Source organism: Nakamurella sp. GG22, from assembly GCF_052976845.2.
In genome coordinates, this window is sequence record NZ_JBRIIO020000056.1 from 1 (window position 1) to 18,803 (window position 18,803).

Below are 18,803 nucleotides of genomic sequence, written 5' to 3' on the forward strand. Positions count from 1 at the left end.
AGGCTCCCACCTCAGGATCGGACCGCAACACCTACACAGACGATCTGACACGCCCACAGGTGACGCCGCTCGGTACCGTCCAGGACAACGCGCGGAACAGCAGCCCGGACACAGAGTCAAAATTTGGCGGTGGCCCCGACCAGACAGTGCAGGTGGTTGGCAGCGACGATGGGCCGGCCACCGGAAATGTGGGCAAGTTGGAGCGCCCCGTTACTGCAAGTGCTGAGCTGGATCAGATCGAACTGGATCAATCCAGCAACGGCACTCAACCCAAAAAAGGCATGGGCCCGATCGGTGAAGCTGGTTCGGAAAAGGTTGAAATAGAGGCTACTGGAAGTACGAGCGGTGCAGTTGGCTACATGTCGTACGCGTCCGGGACGGAGATTACTTACGGACAGGACCATTTTCTGGAGGCACACCATATTGTGCCGAACGCCGTAGGTCGCGGAACAACGGAGCTACCTGATCATCCAGCCTACGACAGCCGCAAGGCGCCGGCAGTCCTTCTCGAGGAGGGAAAGCACGGTCTGGTTACCGAGTCACAGCGGCTCCTGCGGGCACAATTTCCTGACGGGACTACCTACGCAGACGAGCGCTACATCGCTAAAGAGTCACTGAAGAAGGCGAACTTCAGTGAAACTGAAGCCGAGAAGCTCATCCAAGGCGCTGACGAATACTACATGAATGTATTGGGTTGGGACCTAGACACTCAGGTTACTGCAGCCCGCGAGCCGGAGGAGTGGACCCAGAAACACGTCACCAACGAAGGCCGGGAGGATTCCCAACTGTCCGCAACCAGCGGTGTTGGCTACATGTCGTACGCGTCCGGGACGGAGATTACTTACGGACAGGACCATTTTCTGGAGGCACACCATATTGTGCCGAACGCCGTAGGTCGCGGAACAACGGAGCTACCTGATCATCCAGCCTACGACAGCCGCAAGGCGCCGGCAGTCCTTCTCGAGGAGGGAAAGCACGGTCTGGTTACCGAGTCACAGCGGCTCCTGCGGGCACAATTTCCTGACGGGACTACCTACGCAGACGAGCGCTACATCGCTAAAGAGTCACTGAAGAAGGCGAACTTCAGTGAAACTGAAGCCGAGAAGCTCATCCAAGGCGCTGACGAATACTACATGAATGTATTGGGTTGGGACCTAGACACTCAGGTTACTGCAGCCCGCGAGCCGGAGGAGTGGACCCAGAAACACGTCACCAACGAAGGCCGGGAGGATTCCCAACTGTCCGCAACCAGCGGCATCGATTGGTGAAGTGATGGTGTGTAGATGGTCGATTATTTGGCACGGTTTGATCGAGCGGTTTCTAGCTGTCGTTGCAACACGTCGTTAATGCATTGCGCTCGAGGAAGGTTATTAAGGCGTTCCGCTGGTGTGTCCCAGCCGAGGGTTTTCCGTGGTCTGCTGTTGAGCTGTGCAGCGGCGGCGATCAAATCCGCGGGGCTGTGAACCCTGAGGTCGGTGCCCGTTGGGAAAGTACTGGCGTAATAGGCCATTGGGCGCTCCTATGTATGTCAAGCGGCTACGGGGGCATCGATTGGGATTGGTTTCGGCGGCCGGGTAGCCGCTTGGATGCGCCGGTAGAGCCGCCGGGCGAGTGCGCGTTTGAGGCAGCGGCGGACGTCTCGATGGGTCTTGCCCTGCGCGGTTCGCTTGGTCTCGTAGGCACGTGATTCGGCGTGGCAGCGGAGCCGGGTGATCGCTATGACGGGTCTTCAGAGTTAGCAGGGAAGCGGAGTTCTGGTTGACACCCGGCGGGATGCGCGGGTGCCGGCGAATCGTATGCGGCGTTTGTGGTTTTCGGTGTTCCGGAAGCCGAACGCGGTTCGGCCGACGTGTTTGACGATGCGGTTGTAGCCCTCGGTGCGTCCGTTGCTGATGCCGGCCTTCGCAGAAATGGTCGCGACACCGTCGGCCATTTGCTTCCATTAGCCACGAGCTGTCAGCTTCCGCAGCCAACGCACTTCGAGTGATCTTCCCTTTGGGCGGCAAATGCGTCAATCTTCCTCCCACCGAATTGTGACACGGTCGCCACCTATTAGTGGACTTAATGGAAGGAAAGCCATCACGAACATCTCGCCATATGTTTTTGCTTTCCACAGCTCGACACTAGCTGCAAGGAGCTGGTATTCGAAGATTGAACCAACTGCAACAGTGACAGGCCCGTTCGTCTCCAAGGTATAACGCCCACCGTGTCCGTCATCGACTTTCGCCCATTTTTTCCACTTCGGGGTAACGCTGTCTAGGACTACTTCTACGATCTCAGGGGGCACCACGGCGTGTTCCACTGAATAGCGAATCATGTTGGTATCATCTGTCTTTTGATTATTGGTGTTGATGCGCCCAATATCGCGTCCGAGATGGCCCCAGTCTAGCTGTGCATCCACCCCGGACCCGGTGACTAACGGCTGCCAATCATCCCAAGTTATCAGCCCATACTGAGATGTAGCCACCTTTCGCAGCTGGTGCAATTGCCCATCCGGGTGCCGCGCCACGATCCAAGTCGCGATGGTTCTCGCTTGAATGCCTGACCCATTGTATATACCGAACGGTAACGAGTTCGGGGGACCACTCAGGATGCCGCCATACGGGACCCACACGTCGGACCATTCGAAGTTAGGTATGAACCCGGTGTTCTTTCCATCGAGGATCCATAGGCCACCGTCTAGTCCTCTGGAGTAGATTTCTCCAAGACTTCCCGAGAAGGGCGGACCGAAGGTCCGAGCCGAGAGCTCGCCAGAGCCCGCTCCGCCGAAAGGCACCCAACCCTGCCAATTGGGCAATGAATCGTCCCCTTCGTTGCCATAGATTTGACCGTCTTGCCCCCGGCCAAGTAGCAGAACGCGAGGACCGCTTTGTTTGGGATTGCGCCCAGCAATGGGACTCGATGTCCAATGTCCTTGGAGCGACTCCCACGGTGCCCATGCGTCTGGATCGAGCCACTGTTTCCCTGCATCGTCGTACTGGAAACGCTGTGACGTGAACCAGTACGCATTGTCTGAGCCAAGAGCAAATACGTAGGATGGATAGGACGGATCTACGGTGTCCGACCTGTATACAACTGCCATCCTGCCTACGGTCTTGAGTTGGCCCAGGGGCTTCCAATCAAGCCATGTTCCGTTTTTCTGCTGAAAGCGGTAATGTATCCTCCCGTCGGCGAAGCGTCCTAACGCGACCCTTTGCACGCCGGGGTCCTCTTCGTGTAACGGCAATGGAATTACAGCGGGTGGGGCCGTCAGATCAAGTGTTCCACCTAACGAGATCCATTCCCCCCAGGTGGCGGTGCGATAATCGGCTTGCTCGATATACTGCAGGTTCCCGCTTACGCCTCCAACGAAGACGGCATTAGTTGCTCTTCTGCGATTCACGCTTATTGCTGGAGCAGTCGCTGCGGCGCCGCCGAGTGACCGCCAGTCGCCCCATGCCCTGCCTCCCACTTTTCCAATCTTTTCTCTTCGGATAGCAAAAATGGAGTTCCCCTGGCCACGAACGAATAGCGTTTCTACGCCAAATGCGCATTCGTCGTCGACCTCCGTGAGTGACCGCTGCGGCTTGACATCCGACTCGCCAGGAGGCTGCCATGGGCCGTCCACCTTATTCTGCCAACGGCGCCATAAGGCACCGTCTTCGCCGCGCATAGCGACATACATTCCACCAGGCTCATGAAGGCTTGCGGCCGGGCCGGTGGTAGCCGAACCTCCGAGTGATTCCCAGCCGGACCAAGTGCCGTTACGGGTAACCTGCCACATGTGGGCAATTGCGTTGTCCGCAAGCCGCGCGAAGACTACCAATCGCCCCCCGCCCTGCAGAACCACGGACGGATCGCTGGTAACTGGTTCTGCCGACAGCTGCCGCCAGCCGACCCAGATTCCGTCTACGTGGTTCTGCCAGTTCTCATATAGGGTATTGTCGTCACCACGGACGACGACGTATAGACCGCCGGGATCATTCAGGCATGCCGCCGGGCCGGTGGTAGCCGAACCGCCGAGTGATTCCCAGCCGGACCAAGTGCCGTTACGGGTAACCTGCCACATGTGGGCAATTGCGTTGTCCGCAAGCCGCGCGAAGACTACCAATCGCCCCCCGCCCTGCAGAACCACGGACGGATCGCTGGTAACTGGTTCTGCCGACAGCTGCCGCCAGCCGACCCAGATTCCGTCTACGTGGTTCTGCCAGTTCTCATATAGGGTATTGTCGTCACCACGGACGACGACGTATAGACCGCCGGGATCATTCAGGCATGCCGCCGGTCGGCCTGTGCAAGATCCGCCGAGTGATGCCGCGCTGGTCCAAGTGCCGGTTAGGGATCCTTGCGCCATGCGCCGAATAGCATTGTCGGTACCGCGCGCGAAGAGGGCCAATCGCCCACCCGCTTCGCGGGTCAGAGCCCCGGCGCTCATTACGCTTTCGGACGTAAGGTGTATCCACGGCATGGCGGTCCTGTCTGTAGTCGTCACAATCGACGCTGCTCGTTTCGGAGGCCGCTCGATGGCTCATCGCGATGGAGCCCTCTGTCCCCCGGATGACGAGAACCATGTGCATCGGGTCGGTCGACCGACGGCAACAACGGCACTGGCCGTCGTCACCGACGCACTTGCTCAACTCCCGTTAGCGGTAAGGTTCTCGACCCGGCGGGCGGGTCCAAGTGCGGGCCGACGGGGCCGGCGGAACCCACGAGTTCGTGGACTGGCTGACCGGCGTCGGGTGCAGTACTGGGGTGGGGTTCGGACCAAAAGTGACAGCGGGCCCACTACGACGGCAACTGATGCTGGACCGAACATGCAGTACTTGGGTTTAGTGCTCGATCCACGAGAAAGTGGCCCGCGAAAGGGGAGGCAGACGCTGCAGATCACCTACGAGGTACATCGGATATGTAAAATTGAAGAATTTTGCCTTCCTGAGCGTTAGATGCTGGCCGTTGTGGACTTGGTGAGCCCACAGTGACTCTGAATCCCAATTGTGATCGTCCTGCGTCCAAATTGTCCAGCTATTCCCCTCACCGTCGGGTAGGTTAAGTTCCTTACGCCACCCCAAGTCGCACTGTATTACGAATTCCACAGCATCAGTTGCTGGATCTAGCACATCGTACTCAACCGTCATCTTTATGACGTCACCATCATCCAAAGTCATTCCGTTTTGGAGCCAAATCCATTCCACTTCGTAGGGCCAGTAATGATGCAGTTTCACGTACGGCGGATAGGCTGATCGATCTGTGTTTATAGTCTCCGTGTTAAACCCGTGAGCTCTTATCGTGACGATCTCATTGTCACCTAGTGGCTCCACAAAGTACTGGGTGCCACCGCGACCATCGCCGGCGCGAATATTGGAGACTGCCAACTGCTGATCGCCTTTTTGGAAATGTACACCGGGCGGATTCACCCCTCCCGACCAGTCGACCTGAACCCACACTTTTGCCCACCTTTCAAATCGCCGCTCGAGGGGCCCACCGTGAAGCTCTGTAACTGCTCACCTGGGCTGAAGATGGAAGCTAGTTAGTGGTCGCTGCACTACGAGATCGCGAATACTCATAACGTGTGGCATTGGCAACGTCCGCGAGCTTCACGACGAGGTCCTCCACGGACTCGATGGGAAAAACCTCTTCGCGCAGCACAACGTTTGGCCTTGAGGCCTCACCCGTCGCCACGAAGAGTTGCATCAATCTCTGGAGTTGACCCGAACTATCAATAGGAAACTGTAATGTCGGAACTGCTCGACAAAGCACCTTCACGATTTGATTCGCTTCGGGATAGTGCGACAGAACAGCGTTGATGACAGGAAGGTCCTCGGCGGTATACACGGGACCCCCCGTTGGCTGTGAAATGGGCACCGAACGCGCGTCTGCACAGAGTGCTCGTCCGACGTCAACCTGTCAACGCGTAGGCGGGGCACGCAAAGTGCGACGGTAGGAGAGATTATGGCAACTGCCTCAGATGCTTCGCCCGATACTGGTCTGCGCGGAGCCACACCACCCGATCGGCACCGCCCAATATAAACTTGCAGTCACGCTGTGTGGGTGTGTGCTTGACGAAAGCGTCAGAACGGGTCAAAACCAGTTCACGATCGAGTACACCGCTACCCAGTTCGCCGATCTGCTGCAGCGGGCTGGCCAAAAAGACCGGCTGATCCTGTAAATGATCGCATTGTTCGGTGCACTCTGGTCGCGATAATTGGCGCCATTTTCGAGCACACGTGCGCGGCGCGGCGAACAGCCTGGGGCATCACCGCAGGTCACTGGCAGTGTCGACGCGGATTTGAATGGGCGCGGGAGGTCTCCCGCTCGGCGTCTACCTGGTCCACAACAACCGCCATGCCGCCCGATGTCCTGCAGGTGCATCCGACGGCAGTCCCAAGCCCGTCCGCGTCTTCGCTGCCGCACAGCGCCGCGCGGCGCCACATCGGACGACGCAACGGCTGGTCAACCAACGACGCATCGACGATCGGTCAGATCGTGGCGATGTTTCGGCCGTCGCTTCGACGAGCGTCTGACGCTATCGGCCGATTTCGGTGGCGAGGTTGTCCGCAGTAGGGCGGGCACCCCGGTGAGCTCCCGTAGGAGTATCGAATTATCAACCCGCTCTCGTCGCGATCGCCGAGATGGTGGGCACGCTGCGCAGCGCCACGAGCCGTCTCGCCGACGCGTGACCGCGGTTGCCGGGCATCGTCGGTGGCCTGAGCTGTGAATTGCCAGATTAGTTGGCACCTTCGAACCACGCCAACTGGCATCAAATTCGAACAGGCGTGCGCCGGTCCACACCCCGCTATTCGCATCGGCGCAGGTCAGCGCGCTGACCAGCTTGCGGAGGATGCCATCTACCGTGGAAGAAAGGTGCCACTTACCTTGGCAGACGACACCCTTGGCACGCTCGAGGGACCGGCAGCACTCAAGAACATCATGGATCAGTCACAGCGTGCGTTCCCGGACACGGTCTGGACGATCGACGAGCAGGTGGCCAGTCAAGATGCGGTCGCCACCCGGTTCACCTGGAACGCCACTCACCGGGGCGACTTCAACGGCCTGCTTGCCACCGGCAAGCGTTTCTCCGTGGCAGTGGTTTCCTTCGACAGTTTCCGTGATGGACGGATGGCGCAGACGCGCATGTTCCGCGACAATTTGCATCTGCTGGGTCAGCTTGGATTCATACCCGAGCGCGAAGCACTGGCGCAGGAAATCGCACAGCACACGCGGCGCGCGACACTTGCCACCGGGCAAGGCGCTGACTAATGACTACCGGCAATCGGGATGTCGCTAACAGGTCCATCGGTAAGGTCATCAACCACGGTCGGACACGGTCACGACCTTTGCAGCAAGTGGCCGGACCGCTCGTACCGCTCGCCAAGATATCCCTTGGTATGGCCTGTCTTAATGGGCGTCGCGGTAGGCGTCTAGGACCTCCTTGCCTATGCGGCCTCGTTCACTGACTTGAAGGCCCTGCTCCTTCGCCCAAGCCCGCACCTCTGCGGTGTGCTGGCGATCGGTTCGCGTTGATGTCGACGATTTGCGTCGTGCCCGCTTGCCGCCCTGCACGAGCCGAGCGGCGTCGATGAACTTGGCCAGTACGTTCTCGAGCTCCTCCCGGTTCTCCGCGGACAAATCGATCTCGTACTGGTTCGGACCGAGACCGAAGGCGCACGTGATGACGTCATCAGTGGAGCCGTCGATGTCATCCACAACCGTGACTTGAGTTTGAGTGACCATGCCGTGAATGGTACGGGAAATGACACAAGCCGGGTGAGCAGTGCGCTTGCGAGTTACCGGAACAAGCGTCAAATGTGCAACAGGATCGGCAGTAATTACCAGCAGTGCATCAGCGCCGACAAATATGCAAAAGACGAGTCGCTGTTATCCACCGGTTTCATCTTCTAACAGGGCGGTGATCCGTTGCTGAAGTTCCTTGGCTCGGGCGTCGACCTCGTGAAGGGTGGCTTCAACGCCTGCGAGGTCTTGCAGGTCCGCGCGGCGGCGTTCCCACGCCCGCTGCGCGTCGGCCTTGGTGTACACCGCCCGCGGCGCCGGAACCGGCGCCGGCGTGGGTGTCTCGGGTTCATCGTGGGTGTCGACGGGTAGGTCGCGGTGCGCGCCGAGGTCCCCGACGAGGAGGTCCCGGGTTCGGCGGGACACCGAGTGCGGGGTCAGTCGCTGGGGGACCAATGGGGCGTACCCCCATTGGTCGATCGGTGCGAGTAACGGGGCGGGCAGGGTGGCGGGGTCGAGGGGGCGGGTGGACCGGCACAGGTGCGGCGACGTGCCGGTCACCGGCCCGGCTTTCTTGAGGGCTTTGGCGAGATCCCGGGTGCTGGGGTGGGTCGCCTCCATGTTCAGCACCCGCAGCCACCGGGCCACGGCGCACGGCCCGCACAGCACGGGGTCCCCGCCCGGAAGGACCTGCCATGTCCCGGGTCGCGCAGAAATGGTCGCGACACCGTCGACCAGGGTGATGTTCCCGGCGTGCAGGGTGGCGAGGTGTTTGTACGGCACCCCGGCCAGTTGGGACAGCACGAGCAGGCACCGGTCGCGGCGGCCGAACATGCCGCGGGTCCACCCATGGGACGGCAGGCCGCGCAGCGCGGCCTCCACCGCGTCCGACATGACCGGCGCAGCATCAGGTTGCGGGACGGGTCGGCCGAGCGCGGCCCGCACCTGCGGGGTGTCCCCCGGCCGCGGGTAACCGGCGGTGGTGTGGTGGTGATCGATGGCGGTGACCCGGCGGCGCTGGGTGGCGGGGGCGGCGGGGCAGTCGGTGAGGAAGGACAGCACGGTGTCCGAATCCGCGGGCAGCTCCCACTCCTCCGCCGCGGAGCACCAGTCCGTGAACAGTGCCCAGTCCCCCGCGTACGCCCGCACCGACCTGGGCGACAACGCCTGCGGCGGACGACCCTTGGCGCTGGTCACCTCACAGGCCGAGGCGGGTGACGGCGTTCCCCACGAGAGGTGCGTGTTCCCGCGCGTACACCTCCAGCATCGCCGAGCTTGTGTGGCCGGTCTGCCGCATGATGGCGTGAGCGTCCGCGCCGGCCCGGAACGCTTCGGTGACAAACCCGGCACGCAGGGAGTGGCCCCCGAGTTGCCGCGTCCGGGCGGGACCGAAACCAGCCTGGCCGGCGCGGCGCCGGATCATCTCGTTCACCGCATGCCCGCTCATTGGCTTGCGGCTGATCGTCCCGGTCTTGTGCACGGACGAGAACAGCACCCGCTCCGGGTCGGCGGGTTCGGGCAGCCGGGTGCTGCGGCACACATGCAGCACCGCCACCTCTTCCTCGTCGTCACCGCGTGCGGGTGTGATCGCGGCCTGCCGGCGCAGCACCGTCATCACCGCGCGGCGTTTCTCGTTGTCGGGTGCGGTGTCCCACGCCTGCAGGACCTGTCGCCACCGCACATACCCGCACGGCGGGCACGTGGCCGGGTCCCGCCCGAACGGCAACGCCTTCACCGCACCCGCGGCTTCCTGATCGGTCTTCGAGGACCGCAACCGCACATGCAACCCATCCGCCCGGTGCAGGGTCACATCGCCCAGGGTCAGGCCGACCAGCTCGGAGCGGCGACTCGCCCCGGCGAACCCCATCAACAACAAAGCCGCATCCCGCCGCGCCGCCACCCCACCCGGCCACGCGCCGGCCGACTGGTCGATGGTGCTGAGCAGGGTGCGCAGGTCGTCCAACAACAACGGTGAGCGGCGGACCGGTGGCGTGGCCCGGATGCGGCGGATCCCGGACAACGCCCGCCGCACCACCTCCGACCGGCCCGGCGCCGCCAGGCCGGCCGCGGTGTGGAACTGATTGATGCTCGACACCCACCGGGTCAACGACGCCGGCGCGTACCGCCACCGCCCGACCCCGGTCATCTCGGCAGCCGCCTCCGTCACATAGGACGCCACCACCAAGGGGTCCGCCGGCAGGATTGCGTGCCCCCGCTCCCCCGCCCAGGTCGTGAACCTTGCCCAGTCCGACCGGTACGCCGCCTTCGTCGCCCCCGCCGTGGACGCCTCCACCACGGACAGGACATCCGCCAGCGCCGCATCAGTCAGGACAGGCGGTGTCGCGACTTCCCCGTTGTCGCGGACCCTGGCCAGATCGGCGGCGGTGAATGCCGCCAGCCGAGCCATCCGCACACTCGCTAACACCGGCGGCGCCTCGGTGACCGTGAGGCGCGGTGCGGGCACTCGGACAGTCGAGGACTGTGGTGCTGTTCCTCCTGAGGGTTCGGCGACCTCGTTCTGCGGTGCGGCCGACGCCAACAGTTCGCCCGCGGGGTATTCCGCCGCGACAACGTTCTGCCGTTGCGGGGGCGCGGCGGTCGGCCTCGCGTGCGCGGCGTCGGTGGCCCTGTGGGTGGTGGTCATGGTTGCTCGAGGATCATGTGCAGGCCTGACCCCAACCGGCTCAGCACCTGAAAACCGGCTCTCTCGTACACCTCTCGGTCGGCCGGGGGGGTGATCACCGTGACGCACGGGTCGGCCGGGGCCCGCACCGCGATCTGCTTGAGCAGCCAGCCGAGCATCTTCTCGTTGAGCTCGAACCTGCGGTACCGGGGCTCGGTGACCACGTCGGTGATGGTGAAGTGCCAGCCGCCGTCGCCGATCACCCGGCCCATCCCCACGGCGGCGCCGCCCGGCGCCTGGACGTGGCACACCGCCCAACTGCCCCGCAGTGCCGCGGTGGCCTGCGCGTCGGTCCGGGCCGGTAACCCGACCGCCTGTCGCAGCTGGTGGTACTCCGCCAACCTAGGCGGCAACGCCACCACCGGCAACCCATCCCGCACCCATCCGGCCATCAGCCACCCCCGACCAGGCCACGTTCCCGCCGGTCAGCGGGCTCGGCTCCACGGTAGAACCCGGCCGGCGGAATGGTGCGGAGAATCGCCGGAGCTGCAGCGGGTCACTTACACCGGCGGTTATCTGACCGCCGATAATTGACCATTATGCGAGTTAGCCGCATCGCTGGAATTCTGCATCAGATGCGAGGCCCAACGGGCTAACGGGCTGTGAGGGGCCGGCGGCCCCGGAGAGCCACCCATTCCGTCACGTGACGCATGCCGGATGGTGACTCAGATTGGACGGGAACGGACACCGGCCACCGGGAACTGGCGGGGGTTGTTACCGCCCGGTCAGAGTCCGGACGATTTGTTGGTCGATCATCTCGGCAAAGCTGCTCGCTTCGAGTGGTTGGGGTCCGTCCTCGGGTGGATTCGTACAGGAGACCGCGACGACCAGGTTCAGGTCGGGTACGACCTCGAGGACCTGCCCGGCCCAAGCGAGCGCCGCGAACCTCGGATGGTCGTCCAGGGGGGGCAGCCACCAGAGGTAGCCGTAACTCCAGTCATTGGCTACCTGCTTGCTCGTCGATTCGCGAACCCATTCTGCGGGCACCAGTTGCTTGCCGTCCCATTGGCCTTGCTGGAGGTACAGGGTGCCCAACTTGATCATGTCGGGGGCGGTGATCTTGAGGCCGCTATGGCCCAGGTTGAGCCCCTGCGGGTCGGTCGCCCAGCCGAATCCCGGTGTGGAGTCATATGACTGCAGTTCGGCTTCGGACACGTATGGCTGAGCAGCGGGCTCGGTAGAGATACCCAGCGGGTTGAACAGTTTCTCCCGGGCGTAGTCCAGCACCGACTTCCCCGTCGCTTCGACCAGGATCGCAGATATCAAATGCGCACCGTAGTCCGAGTAAATGAGTTCGGATCCTGCTGGTTTTTCCAGTGGAGTGGCTAGGGTCCGCGCCGTCCAGTCCGCATCGGCCGGGTACCCCGGTGAGCGACCGTCCACCCCGGTGATTCCCCCGGTCATGGTCAGCAGTTGCCGAAGCGTGACTGCACCGACTCCGGGCGCCATGATCGAGACGTGGGTGGGCAGCAGTTCGGCCAAGGACCGATCCAACGAAGAGATCAAACCTTCCCCGATCGCGATGCCAACCAGCATCGACATCACGCTCTTGGTCACCGAATACAGGTTGTGTGTCACCGAGGCACCGGAATCGGCGCTGTAGTGGGTGAACAGCTCCTCCCCGTTGAGCGTCACTAACAGACTCTGGACCAGGTCGGCATCTTGGTTCACGACACTCAAGTACACATTGACGAGTCTGGCGACCTCGGCCGCGGTGTCCGTCGACGATTCACCGACTGACGGACCCGAGGGCACCGGACCAGCAGTCGGTGGAGAGGTCGCCGAGCCCTCGGTGGAACCAGCCACGGCCCCCTGTGACCCGGAGCAGCCGGAGAGGCCGACGACCGCGACCAGCACAAAGCTCCATAGCGTCATCCCTGCGGGACGCGATGCTCGCCTACCTCGACCGTTCATCAGTGCCTCCCTGCTCCGTGATGAACTCGCATCGCGCCGCGTAGGGGAACCCGCCGTTCCCCCAAGGGGCCAGGGCTGTGGCAGTCACGACGACGGCGCCCGTCGCCCGTGACCAGCGGTCGGGGTCGACCGGTGCGCCGTGGCGAACGGGTTCCGATTGGCCCCGGCACCGATCCCTCGGCGGCGCCGGGGCGACGGGTGGTGTCTTTCTCGATCTGCCGGCCGTATGCGCTGAGCTGGTGTTTGAGGTCACGCATCCGAGCCTCCCTACTGGTTGCCATGTGAACTTGGTGAGTTGACTCCGATTTGAAAGGGCAGTTGTGCCGATCCGGCCCGTCCTTTAGCCGATCGTCAACGAGCCGACCATCTCCTTGATCTGGGCGCTTGTATCGGACGTGGGTTCATCGGACCCGAAGCTGATGACGCCGCGCTTGCCGTTCAGGTCGAGGATCCAGACGGTCCCGGTGTCCCCGGGGGTGCTGCTGATCTGCCTGTCTGTCGGGCCGCCCGACGCGATCGTCCACAGCGCGAATGTGCCTGTGTAACAGGTGCTCAGGTCGAGATCCGCTGGGGTCGAGAACGTCAGTTCGGTGCCGGTGAGGCCGTCCACGTTCAGCGGCTCGGGGGCCGAGGTCTGTAGGCCCGGCTGCGCTTGGAGGCCCGCGACGAGATCATCGACGGTCGGGCCGATCTCGGCCTTGCCGGCGATCCAGTTACATGGGTCCTTATACACATCGGTCACGTCGAAGAAGGCGACGAAGCCGTCGGAGGTGTCCTCCGGTCCGGCTGTGAGGTAGAAGTCCTCGTGGCGTACCCATCCCGCCGGGATGGTGATCTGCATCGGCACGCCCCGCAGGTCAAGGGAATAGGTCCCCGCCGTGATGTCAGGACTCCCGTCGAACAGCGGGGGTGGAACGGCGGCGGTCCCCGAGGTGGACGGGGCAGGCTGACCGGCGACACCGGTATCGGTGCGCTCGGCGCTGCTTGTGCAAGTCACGACGGACAGGCAGACGCCGCCCACGAGATCAGATCTCTGGTAATCCCTGGTTTTTCCGTTAGGAGATGCAGCGGGGAACAGCAGAGAAGCGCTAAGGGCAACCGCCGCGGTGGCGGCCGCGACCAGGACCCACGTCGAACGCCGCGACCGCGCCGCCGAACGCGGTTCCTCCTGGACGACGACCGACCCGGCGGGCGCCGGGCCCGCGGCGTCGACACCATGGTCTGCCTCAATTTGCCGGCCGTAGGCGCGGAGCTGGTCAAACAGGTCAGACATCGCCGCATCCCAACTCGCGTCGCAGCCGGGCGATGCCCCGCCGGTCGTGGACCTGAACGGTGCCCTTCGACAAGCCGAGCACCTCGGCGACCTCGGCGAACGTCCACTCGAAGCAGTACAGCAGCATCACGACCTCTCGTTGGCGTTCCGACAACTGGCCGAGCGCCTTCGGCAGACTTGGCTCGATCCACGGCAACTCGACAGAACGCACCTCGGGCAGGCGTGGCGGCCGGCGCCGCAGACTCCGCCGAACAGTGTTCCGTCCGAACGCAAACAAGTACCCGACGGGATTGTCCGAGGCCAGCACCCGGTCCCAGTGTTCCCACGCGAACGCCATCGCCTCGGCAGTGGCATCCTCCGCGACATCGAAACCCAAGGCTGAGCCGAGAGCCATCCGCAGCCGCGGCTCGGCGGACACGACGAACTTAACGAATTCGTCAGTCACCGTCGCCACCGGCATCATCGTTCCTCGCTCTCACCAACAAGTCCCCTGACGGGGCTGGTCGTAAGACAGGCGGAGCAAGAAATCCCTCGATCGCCGTCCTTGGTCCCGGAACCTGGGTTCCCCAACGAACAGCACCACCGAACCGTGCAAACGCAACCAGCTGATCTCGGTCTCTCGACGATCGGCCGCTCAACCGATCGGCTCCAGTTTTGATCGTCGGCGTAAACGTCTCGTTGCCGTGGAACTGACGGACTTCATACCGCCCCAGATAGGGGTACCGCTGACCAGCCGGGTCGGTATTCCTTCCTGCCTTCGAGCGGAGTTGTCGAACCGGAACCTAGGAACTCGCCATTTTTAATCCGCGGAACGGCATGGTGCCGAAGGAGTCGGCGCCCGTGCCGACGGTCGCCCTGCAGTCGATCCCGTCGACCTCAAATCGCCAGACCCCGAACCGCAGGTCCCGCCGTCGGTGCTCTGCCCGATCCGGAGCGTGGTCACTCGGACGGGTTTCGCCCCTTGTTGGCTGGCGTCCGGCTCTGCCGCGGACGCGACCACGAGCGGGTCATGTTCGAAGCTCGACCGACGCGACGGACTCCACGAAACTCGTCCGTCAACGCCGCCGAGGCATCATCGTTCCTCGCCCTTACCCCACAAGTCCCCTGGCGAGGCGCGTAAGACAGGCCGGCGGAAGCAATCTCGAACGTCATGCGCGGAGTACACGGCAGGCGGCGCTCTGCACAGACGTTCAACCCCGGTGCCGCCTCGTCGTTGTGCACGAGGATCTCGTCACACCCGTCAGCGACGACGTCCCTCGAGAACGCTCACGCCCTCGTCAGCCAAGAGTCGAGCGGGCTGAACCGTCACTAACGTCGACGTCAACCATCCGCGGTGTGCTCACCGCAGTCGATGTGTACCGGGGCCGAGGGCTGGCGCTTGACCGTGGCGCGACCGTGCACCCACGGCCTCCGGCAATCCCACCTGTATCCCTTTCCTCCAACCTCCAACCTCCACCTTCAACCGACCAGGCCACAACTGGCCGCTGGAGACCCCCGCACGCACCCCAACGGACCGACCGCCGTGCTGGCTGGCTCGCATAACGCCCCGTTATGCGAGTTGAGGCCGTAGTGCCTCAGTGGTAGCCAAACGTGAACAGTACGAACGAATCAAACGCGAGACCGCGGTGAGTCAGCCGGGCCAGAAGCGTCAGGCAGCCACAAGGGTTCGTGCCGACCAGCGTTGTAGGGATACGAATTCTCCCAAATCGGGTGTAATTTCCCAGCTGTGCAAGGCTTCACGCCTTCTTCGGACGCCGACCGCGAGTTTGCTGAACTGCGCGCGCGGGCGTACGGCCAGCATCCCGATATCGGTGCGGATCCGACGGCCCTGACGAGGTTGCGCGAATTCGAGGCGACGCACCGTGCTGAGGTCAAGCGTCTGGCGGATGCGGCCACAAGCGAGAGCGCCGCCGGTCGGGATGTTGCGCCGACGGTGGTTCCCGCCGACACCTCCTCAACAGGAGACCGGGTAGCGCCGGAGCCGACCGGATCGGCGGCTGACGCCACGCTGCTGGCGGTGAGGGACGGCTCGTCCCGGTCGCTCTGGCGTCGGGCGACGGCGACGTGGTGGACTCGCCTCGCGTGGGCGGTTGGCGCGTTGGTTGTCGCAGTCGGGATCGTCGCGATGGTCCTCCTCGTGTCCGCGCCGGGTCCCGACGCCACTCTGCCTGCGACTGCGGCCGAGGCCGACAACCGGGTCCGCGAACTGGTGGTCGAGGAAGTGCCCGGGCTCGTAATCGACACCTCAACTTGGCGCGGCTTCGGGTCTTATCTCGGACTGGAGATCTGGTCCGGGGTGAACGCGTTCGACTCGCCGTGTCTCTGGGCGGTGCACCGAGCAAACGACGTCTTGTCAGAATGGCGCTGCGCGCCGTTTCCGGCAGACCTGATCATGGACGTCTCTTCGACTGGGGATGGGTTCGAAGGATTCGACGGGGTCGCCGGCGACGGCATCATCCGGTTCATCCTTCGCGGCGACACCGTGGATGCCTATGTCCACCTCATGACGGACGCCGACTGATGGACGCCCCCTCACCCCCGTCAGACGCTGAGCGCCAACTGGAGGAGCTCCGAAGGAGGGCATACGGTCCGCATCCCGATATTCAGAACGACCCCGCCGCGCTGGCAAAGCTGACCGAACTGGAAGCGGCACGCACCGAAAGCCTCCTCAATTGCATCGAGACCAAGAACGGCGGACACGCTGAAGCCGCGGATGGCGGCCCAGCGGCTGTCTCCCTCCGGACTCAGTCCGAAGCCAATCGGCCAGACTCTGCAACCGGCCTCGCTCCTGTGGTGGCGTCCAAAGAGGACACGTTGCGGTCGTCAGCGCATCGTTTCAATGGCACCCTCGCCCGCCGTTTCGTGGCCGGCGCGCTTGTGGCCGTTGTTGCCCTCGGGTACACAGTGGCGTGGCTCGACGGACCGGATCCCGATGCCACCCTGCGTCCGACCGCGCGCGGCGCAGACGAACTGGTTCTCTCAATGCTGGAAAGGCTCGGAGCGGAGAGCGATCCCTCCAGCATGCGCAGCTACCAAACGTATGCGGGATACGAACCTTGGTTCTTCATGGAGAGACCGGGCTTTCAATGCTTCATGCTCATCCATGTCGCGAGCCGCACCGTCGACGGTGCCAACTGCGTACCGCCTGAGGTCGATCTTTTTGCAGACACCGGCGAATGGCCTTTCGTCGGGAACGACTACATCGAAGGTCTCCCGGACGGGAGCGTCATCCGATTCCACTACCGGGGAGACTCGGTCGACGTCTTCGTTTATCCCGCGTCAGGGGTCGACTGAAAGCGGTGCGCCTACCAAGGTTCCATCTTGCCCGCCAGTGTTTTCGCCGGTGCCTCCGAAGACGCTCGGGGCACCGCCACCGGCCTCCATCTCGGCGACCCACCGCCTGGATGTGAACCCCCGACAAACTCACGAACGGACCCAGAGCCACAGGTGATGCCGTCCTGCCACCGCCCCGCTTGGCGTCGATCGTGCGGGTGAACCGGACCCTGGTCGACATGAAACAACAGCAGGTCGACAAGGACTTCTTGCCATCCACATCGAACCGGACCTGGGACCGACGAAGGGGAACTCTGCCGCCAGCTCGAGCAGCGTTTCCTGCAGTCCGGTCCATCGGCCTGCTCCAGGTCACGCTCGTCAGCGCGCTCGGTCATCGCCAAGCCTTCACGTGAGGCAGAAGGTCATACCCCGCCGGGACAGCGTCGGAAGCCACGGTCACTATCCTTAGCGGGCGCAGCGGGTCAGCATGACATCCACTCCCCCGCTGCACCTTCACCGATCCGAGTCCCACCTGGGGATGTCCGGTCGGCCGAGGTCAACCGTCGACGGCACCATCACCACAGGACCGTCGCCTTAACGACCACTACGTATCAATCGCTCATTGCGTGCAGGGTAACCAGAAGCCCCAACGGGGCGTGCAGCGCGACACACCACTCCGATTGCAGCGCGACCTGACGCAACCCCAGACGCGCGGGTAGGTGCCAACGCCCGGCCCCGTTCCGGGATGCCGATGGCTTCCGATCCACAGCCCAAAGCGACGGCCGTCGGCGCAACGCGGAAGGAGCCTCGCTTCTGCGCCATGTGCAGATGCCACGGGCTGCCTACCGACTGCACTGTGCAGCTGCCGAACCTGCACACTGGCTATGCGCTGAGGGCGGCAGGCCGACCGCGGTACTGCACGCAGGCAATATTGCTGGCTCAATTTATTGCACGCGGTATTGCACGGCGGGCAGCGGTATACGAAACCTGCAACATCTCGCTGGGACGTGCCGACGCCGAACTCGCGGACGCCGGAGTGCTCCGTCCGCCTCGGCGTGTTGACTCGGCGCGCAGGATGGCGGCGCCGCAGGATCAGCAGCTAAGGCGTCGCTGCGACAGTGCATCGCGCTCGGGCCGAAACGGTATCCGCCGTGCGACTTCTTGGGGGATGTCACAGTCGCTGTATTGCTGGCTGTATTGCGAGCTGTATAGGCGTTCGGCGGCTCCTCGTAGTGCCGACGGGGACATGAGAGTCCTGGGCCGCAAGGCGGCATCCACCTCTGGATCGCCGCAGGGCCGCTGCATCAGCGCTCGTGGGAGTTCCGGCCGCGCACCGTCCTGCGATGACGGGCGACGGCTCCGGATTAAGCGTCCTGACGCCTGCGAACCCGCAGTGAGGGAACCCGCAGCCAAGATGCCGGGGTGCGATTCAAGCACCACCACAACGAGCACTCTCGATGCAGGTCCTCTCACCACCGGCCACCAGCGCGTCGGGGCGCTAGCCTCGCGAGCGGAGCAAGGTGAACTAGCGACCTTCCCCCGACCGGTTTCGCTAGTAGCGGCGGACAGTTTTAGCCGAAGGCTGCGCAGTTGCCCAGGGAACAGCGCAGTGCACCACAAACCTGAGGAGTGCCGGCCGCGCGGCCGGGCTGGTCGGCGCATACGGCTCGTCGATCGACATGGCCCGGTATGCCCCGCCGGGCGCCGGCCCGACCTCCTGCGCAGCGGGCGAGCAGCTGGGCACAACAGGTCAAAGGGCCCGATGCACTGAGGCTGGAGTGAAGCGACCTTTCCAGCGATCAGCCTCTTGTCGCAACGTGTCGGTCTCCGCACAGTACGACTCCGCGGACTGCGGAGTGGAACGCTTCGAACATCTGGCACAGCGCGGCGGGCTCGCAGGGCGTGTCAGATCGTCTGTGTAGGTGTTGCGGTCCGATCCTGAGGTGGGAGCCT

General features: G+C 63.5%; 12 protein-coding genes and 2 pseudogenes. 4 read left to right on the forward strand and 10 right to left on the reverse strand.

Annotated elements, in window-relative coordinates:
* A pseudogene (locus ACVBEQ_RS27425) lies at positions 1-1,268 on the forward strand (hypothetical protein); the annotation flags it as partial.
* A 23-nt stretch (positions 1,269-1,291) separates the two neighbouring features.
* Here ACVBEQ_RS27425 and ACVBEQ_RS27430 read toward each other — a convergent pair.
* The 3 genes and pseudogenes from ACVBEQ_RS27430 to ACVBEQ_RS27440 all read right to left on the reverse strand — a co-directional run.
* Positions 1,292-1,511 (reverse strand): annotated as a pseudogene (locus tag ACVBEQ_RS27430) (hypothetical protein); the annotation flags it as partial.
* Positions 1,512-1,735: 224 nt separating this feature from the next.
* Positions 1,736-1,912: a transposase gene (locus ACVBEQ_RS27435; RefSeq protein ID WP_447156613.1), complete on the reverse strand. Its 177-nt coding sequence runs from the start codon at positions 1,910-1,912 to the stop codon at positions 1,736-1,738.
* Positions 1,913-2,011: 99 nt separating this feature from the next.
* Positions 2,012-4,447 (reverse strand): DUF8189 domain-containing protein, encoded by a 2,436-nt coding sequence (locus ACVBEQ_RS27440; protein ID WP_473163207.1) that lies wholly within the window; start codon positions 4,445-4,447, stop codon positions 2,012-2,014.
* Positions 4,448-6,690: 2,243 nt separating this feature from the next.
* On the opposite strand from ACVBEQ_RS27440, the gene ACVBEQ_RS27445 reads away from it, so the two are divergent.
* Positions 6,691-7,236 (forward strand): ester cyclase, encoded by a 546-nt coding sequence (locus tag ACVBEQ_RS27445; RefSeq protein WP_447156603.1) that lies wholly within the window; start codon positions 6,691-6,693, stop codon positions 7,234-7,236.
* A 138-nt stretch (positions 7,237-7,374) separates the two neighbouring features.
* Here ACVBEQ_RS27445 and ACVBEQ_RS27450 read toward each other — a convergent pair whose 3' ends face one another.
* From ACVBEQ_RS27450 to ACVBEQ_RS27480, 7 genes are all read right to left on the reverse strand, one after another.
* The gene (locus ACVBEQ_RS27450) at positions 7,375-7,710 is read right to left on the reverse strand and encodes a histone-like nucleoid-structuring protein Lsr2 (RefSeq protein WP_447156604.1); all 336 of its coding nucleotides are present in this window, start codon (positions 7,708-7,710) and stop codon (positions 7,375-7,377) included.
* A gap of 144 nt (positions 7,711-7,854) precedes the next feature.
* Positions 7,855-8,904: a hypothetical protein gene (locus ACVBEQ_RS27455; RefSeq protein ID WP_447156605.1), complete on the reverse strand. Its 1,050-nt coding sequence runs from the start codon at positions 8,902-8,904 to the stop codon at positions 7,855-7,857.
* A gap of 1 nt (position 8,905) precedes the next feature.
* A complete protein-coding gene (locus ACVBEQ_RS27460; RefSeq protein WP_447156606.1) occupies positions 8,906-10,351 on the reverse strand; it encodes a tyrosine-type recombinase/integrase in 1,446 nt (481 codons plus the stop codon).
* Positions 10,348-10,782: a GNAT family N-acetyltransferase gene (locus tag ACVBEQ_RS27465; protein WP_447156607.1), complete on the reverse strand. Its 435-nt coding sequence runs from the start codon at positions 10,780-10,782 to the stop codon at positions 10,348-10,350. The genes ACVBEQ_RS27460 and ACVBEQ_RS27465 overlap by 4 nt, the downstream gene beginning before the upstream one ends.
* A 322-nt stretch (positions 10,783-11,104) precedes the next feature.
* A complete protein-coding gene (locus tag ACVBEQ_RS27470; RefSeq protein WP_447156608.1) occupies positions 11,105-12,025 on the reverse strand; it encodes a serine hydrolase domain-containing protein in 921 nt (306 codons plus the stop codon).
* Between the two features lie 619 nt (positions 12,026-12,644).
* Complete coding sequence (locus ACVBEQ_RS27475; protein WP_447156609.1) at positions 12,645-13,577, reverse strand: hypothetical protein; 933 nt, start codon at positions 13,575-13,577, stop codon at positions 12,645-12,647.
* Positions 13,570-14,031 (reverse strand): sigma-70 family RNA polymerase sigma factor, encoded by a 462-nt coding sequence (locus tag ACVBEQ_RS27480; protein WP_447156610.1) that lies wholly within the window; start codon positions 14,029-14,031, stop codon positions 13,570-13,572. The genes ACVBEQ_RS27475 and ACVBEQ_RS27480 overlap by 8 nt, the downstream gene beginning before the upstream one ends.
* Before the next feature lie 1,272 nt (positions 14,032-15,303).
* On the opposite strand from ACVBEQ_RS27480, the gene ACVBEQ_RS27485 reads away from it, so the two are divergent.
* Positions 15,304-16,098 (forward strand): hypothetical protein, encoded by a 795-nt coding sequence (locus tag ACVBEQ_RS27485; RefSeq protein ID WP_447156611.1) that lies wholly within the window; start codon positions 15,304-15,306, stop codon positions 16,096-16,098.
* Positions 16,098-16,871, forward strand: coding sequence for a hypothetical protein (locus ACVBEQ_RS27490; protein ID WP_447156612.1), 774 nt, complete (start codon positions 16,098-16,100; stop codon positions 16,869-16,871). The genes ACVBEQ_RS27485 and ACVBEQ_RS27490 overlap by 1 nt, the downstream gene beginning before the upstream one ends.
* Positions 16,872-18,803: the final 1,932 nt, after the last annotated feature.

What these genes read in the sequence shown, in the direction of transcription:
- ACVBEQ_RS27475 (WP_447156609.1), bottom strand. Translation starts at nt 13,577, where the DNA reads ATGTCTGACCTGTTTGACCAGCTCCGCGCCTACGGCCGGCAAATTGAG.
- ACVBEQ_RS27490 (WP_447156612.1), top strand. Translation starts at nt 16,098, where the DNA reads ATGGACGCCCCCTCACCCCCGTCAGACGCTGAGCGCCAACTGGAGGAG.
- ACVBEQ_RS27460 (WP_447156606.1), bottom strand. Translation starts at nt 10,351, where the DNA reads ATGACCACCACCCACAGGGCCACCGACGCCGCGCACGCGAGGCCGACC.
- ACVBEQ_RS27465 (WP_447156607.1), bottom strand. Translation starts at nt 10,782, where the DNA reads ATGGCCGGATGGGTGCGGGATGGGTTGCCGGTGGTGGCGTTGCCGCCT.
- ACVBEQ_RS27440 (WP_473163207.1), bottom strand. Translation starts at nt 4,447, where the DNA reads ATGCCGTGGATACACCTTACGTCCGAAAGCGTAATGAGCGCCGGGGCT.
- ACVBEQ_RS27450 (WP_447156604.1), bottom strand. Translation starts at nt 7,710, where the DNA reads ATGGTCACTCAAACTCAAGTCACGGTTGTGGATGACATCGACGGCTCC.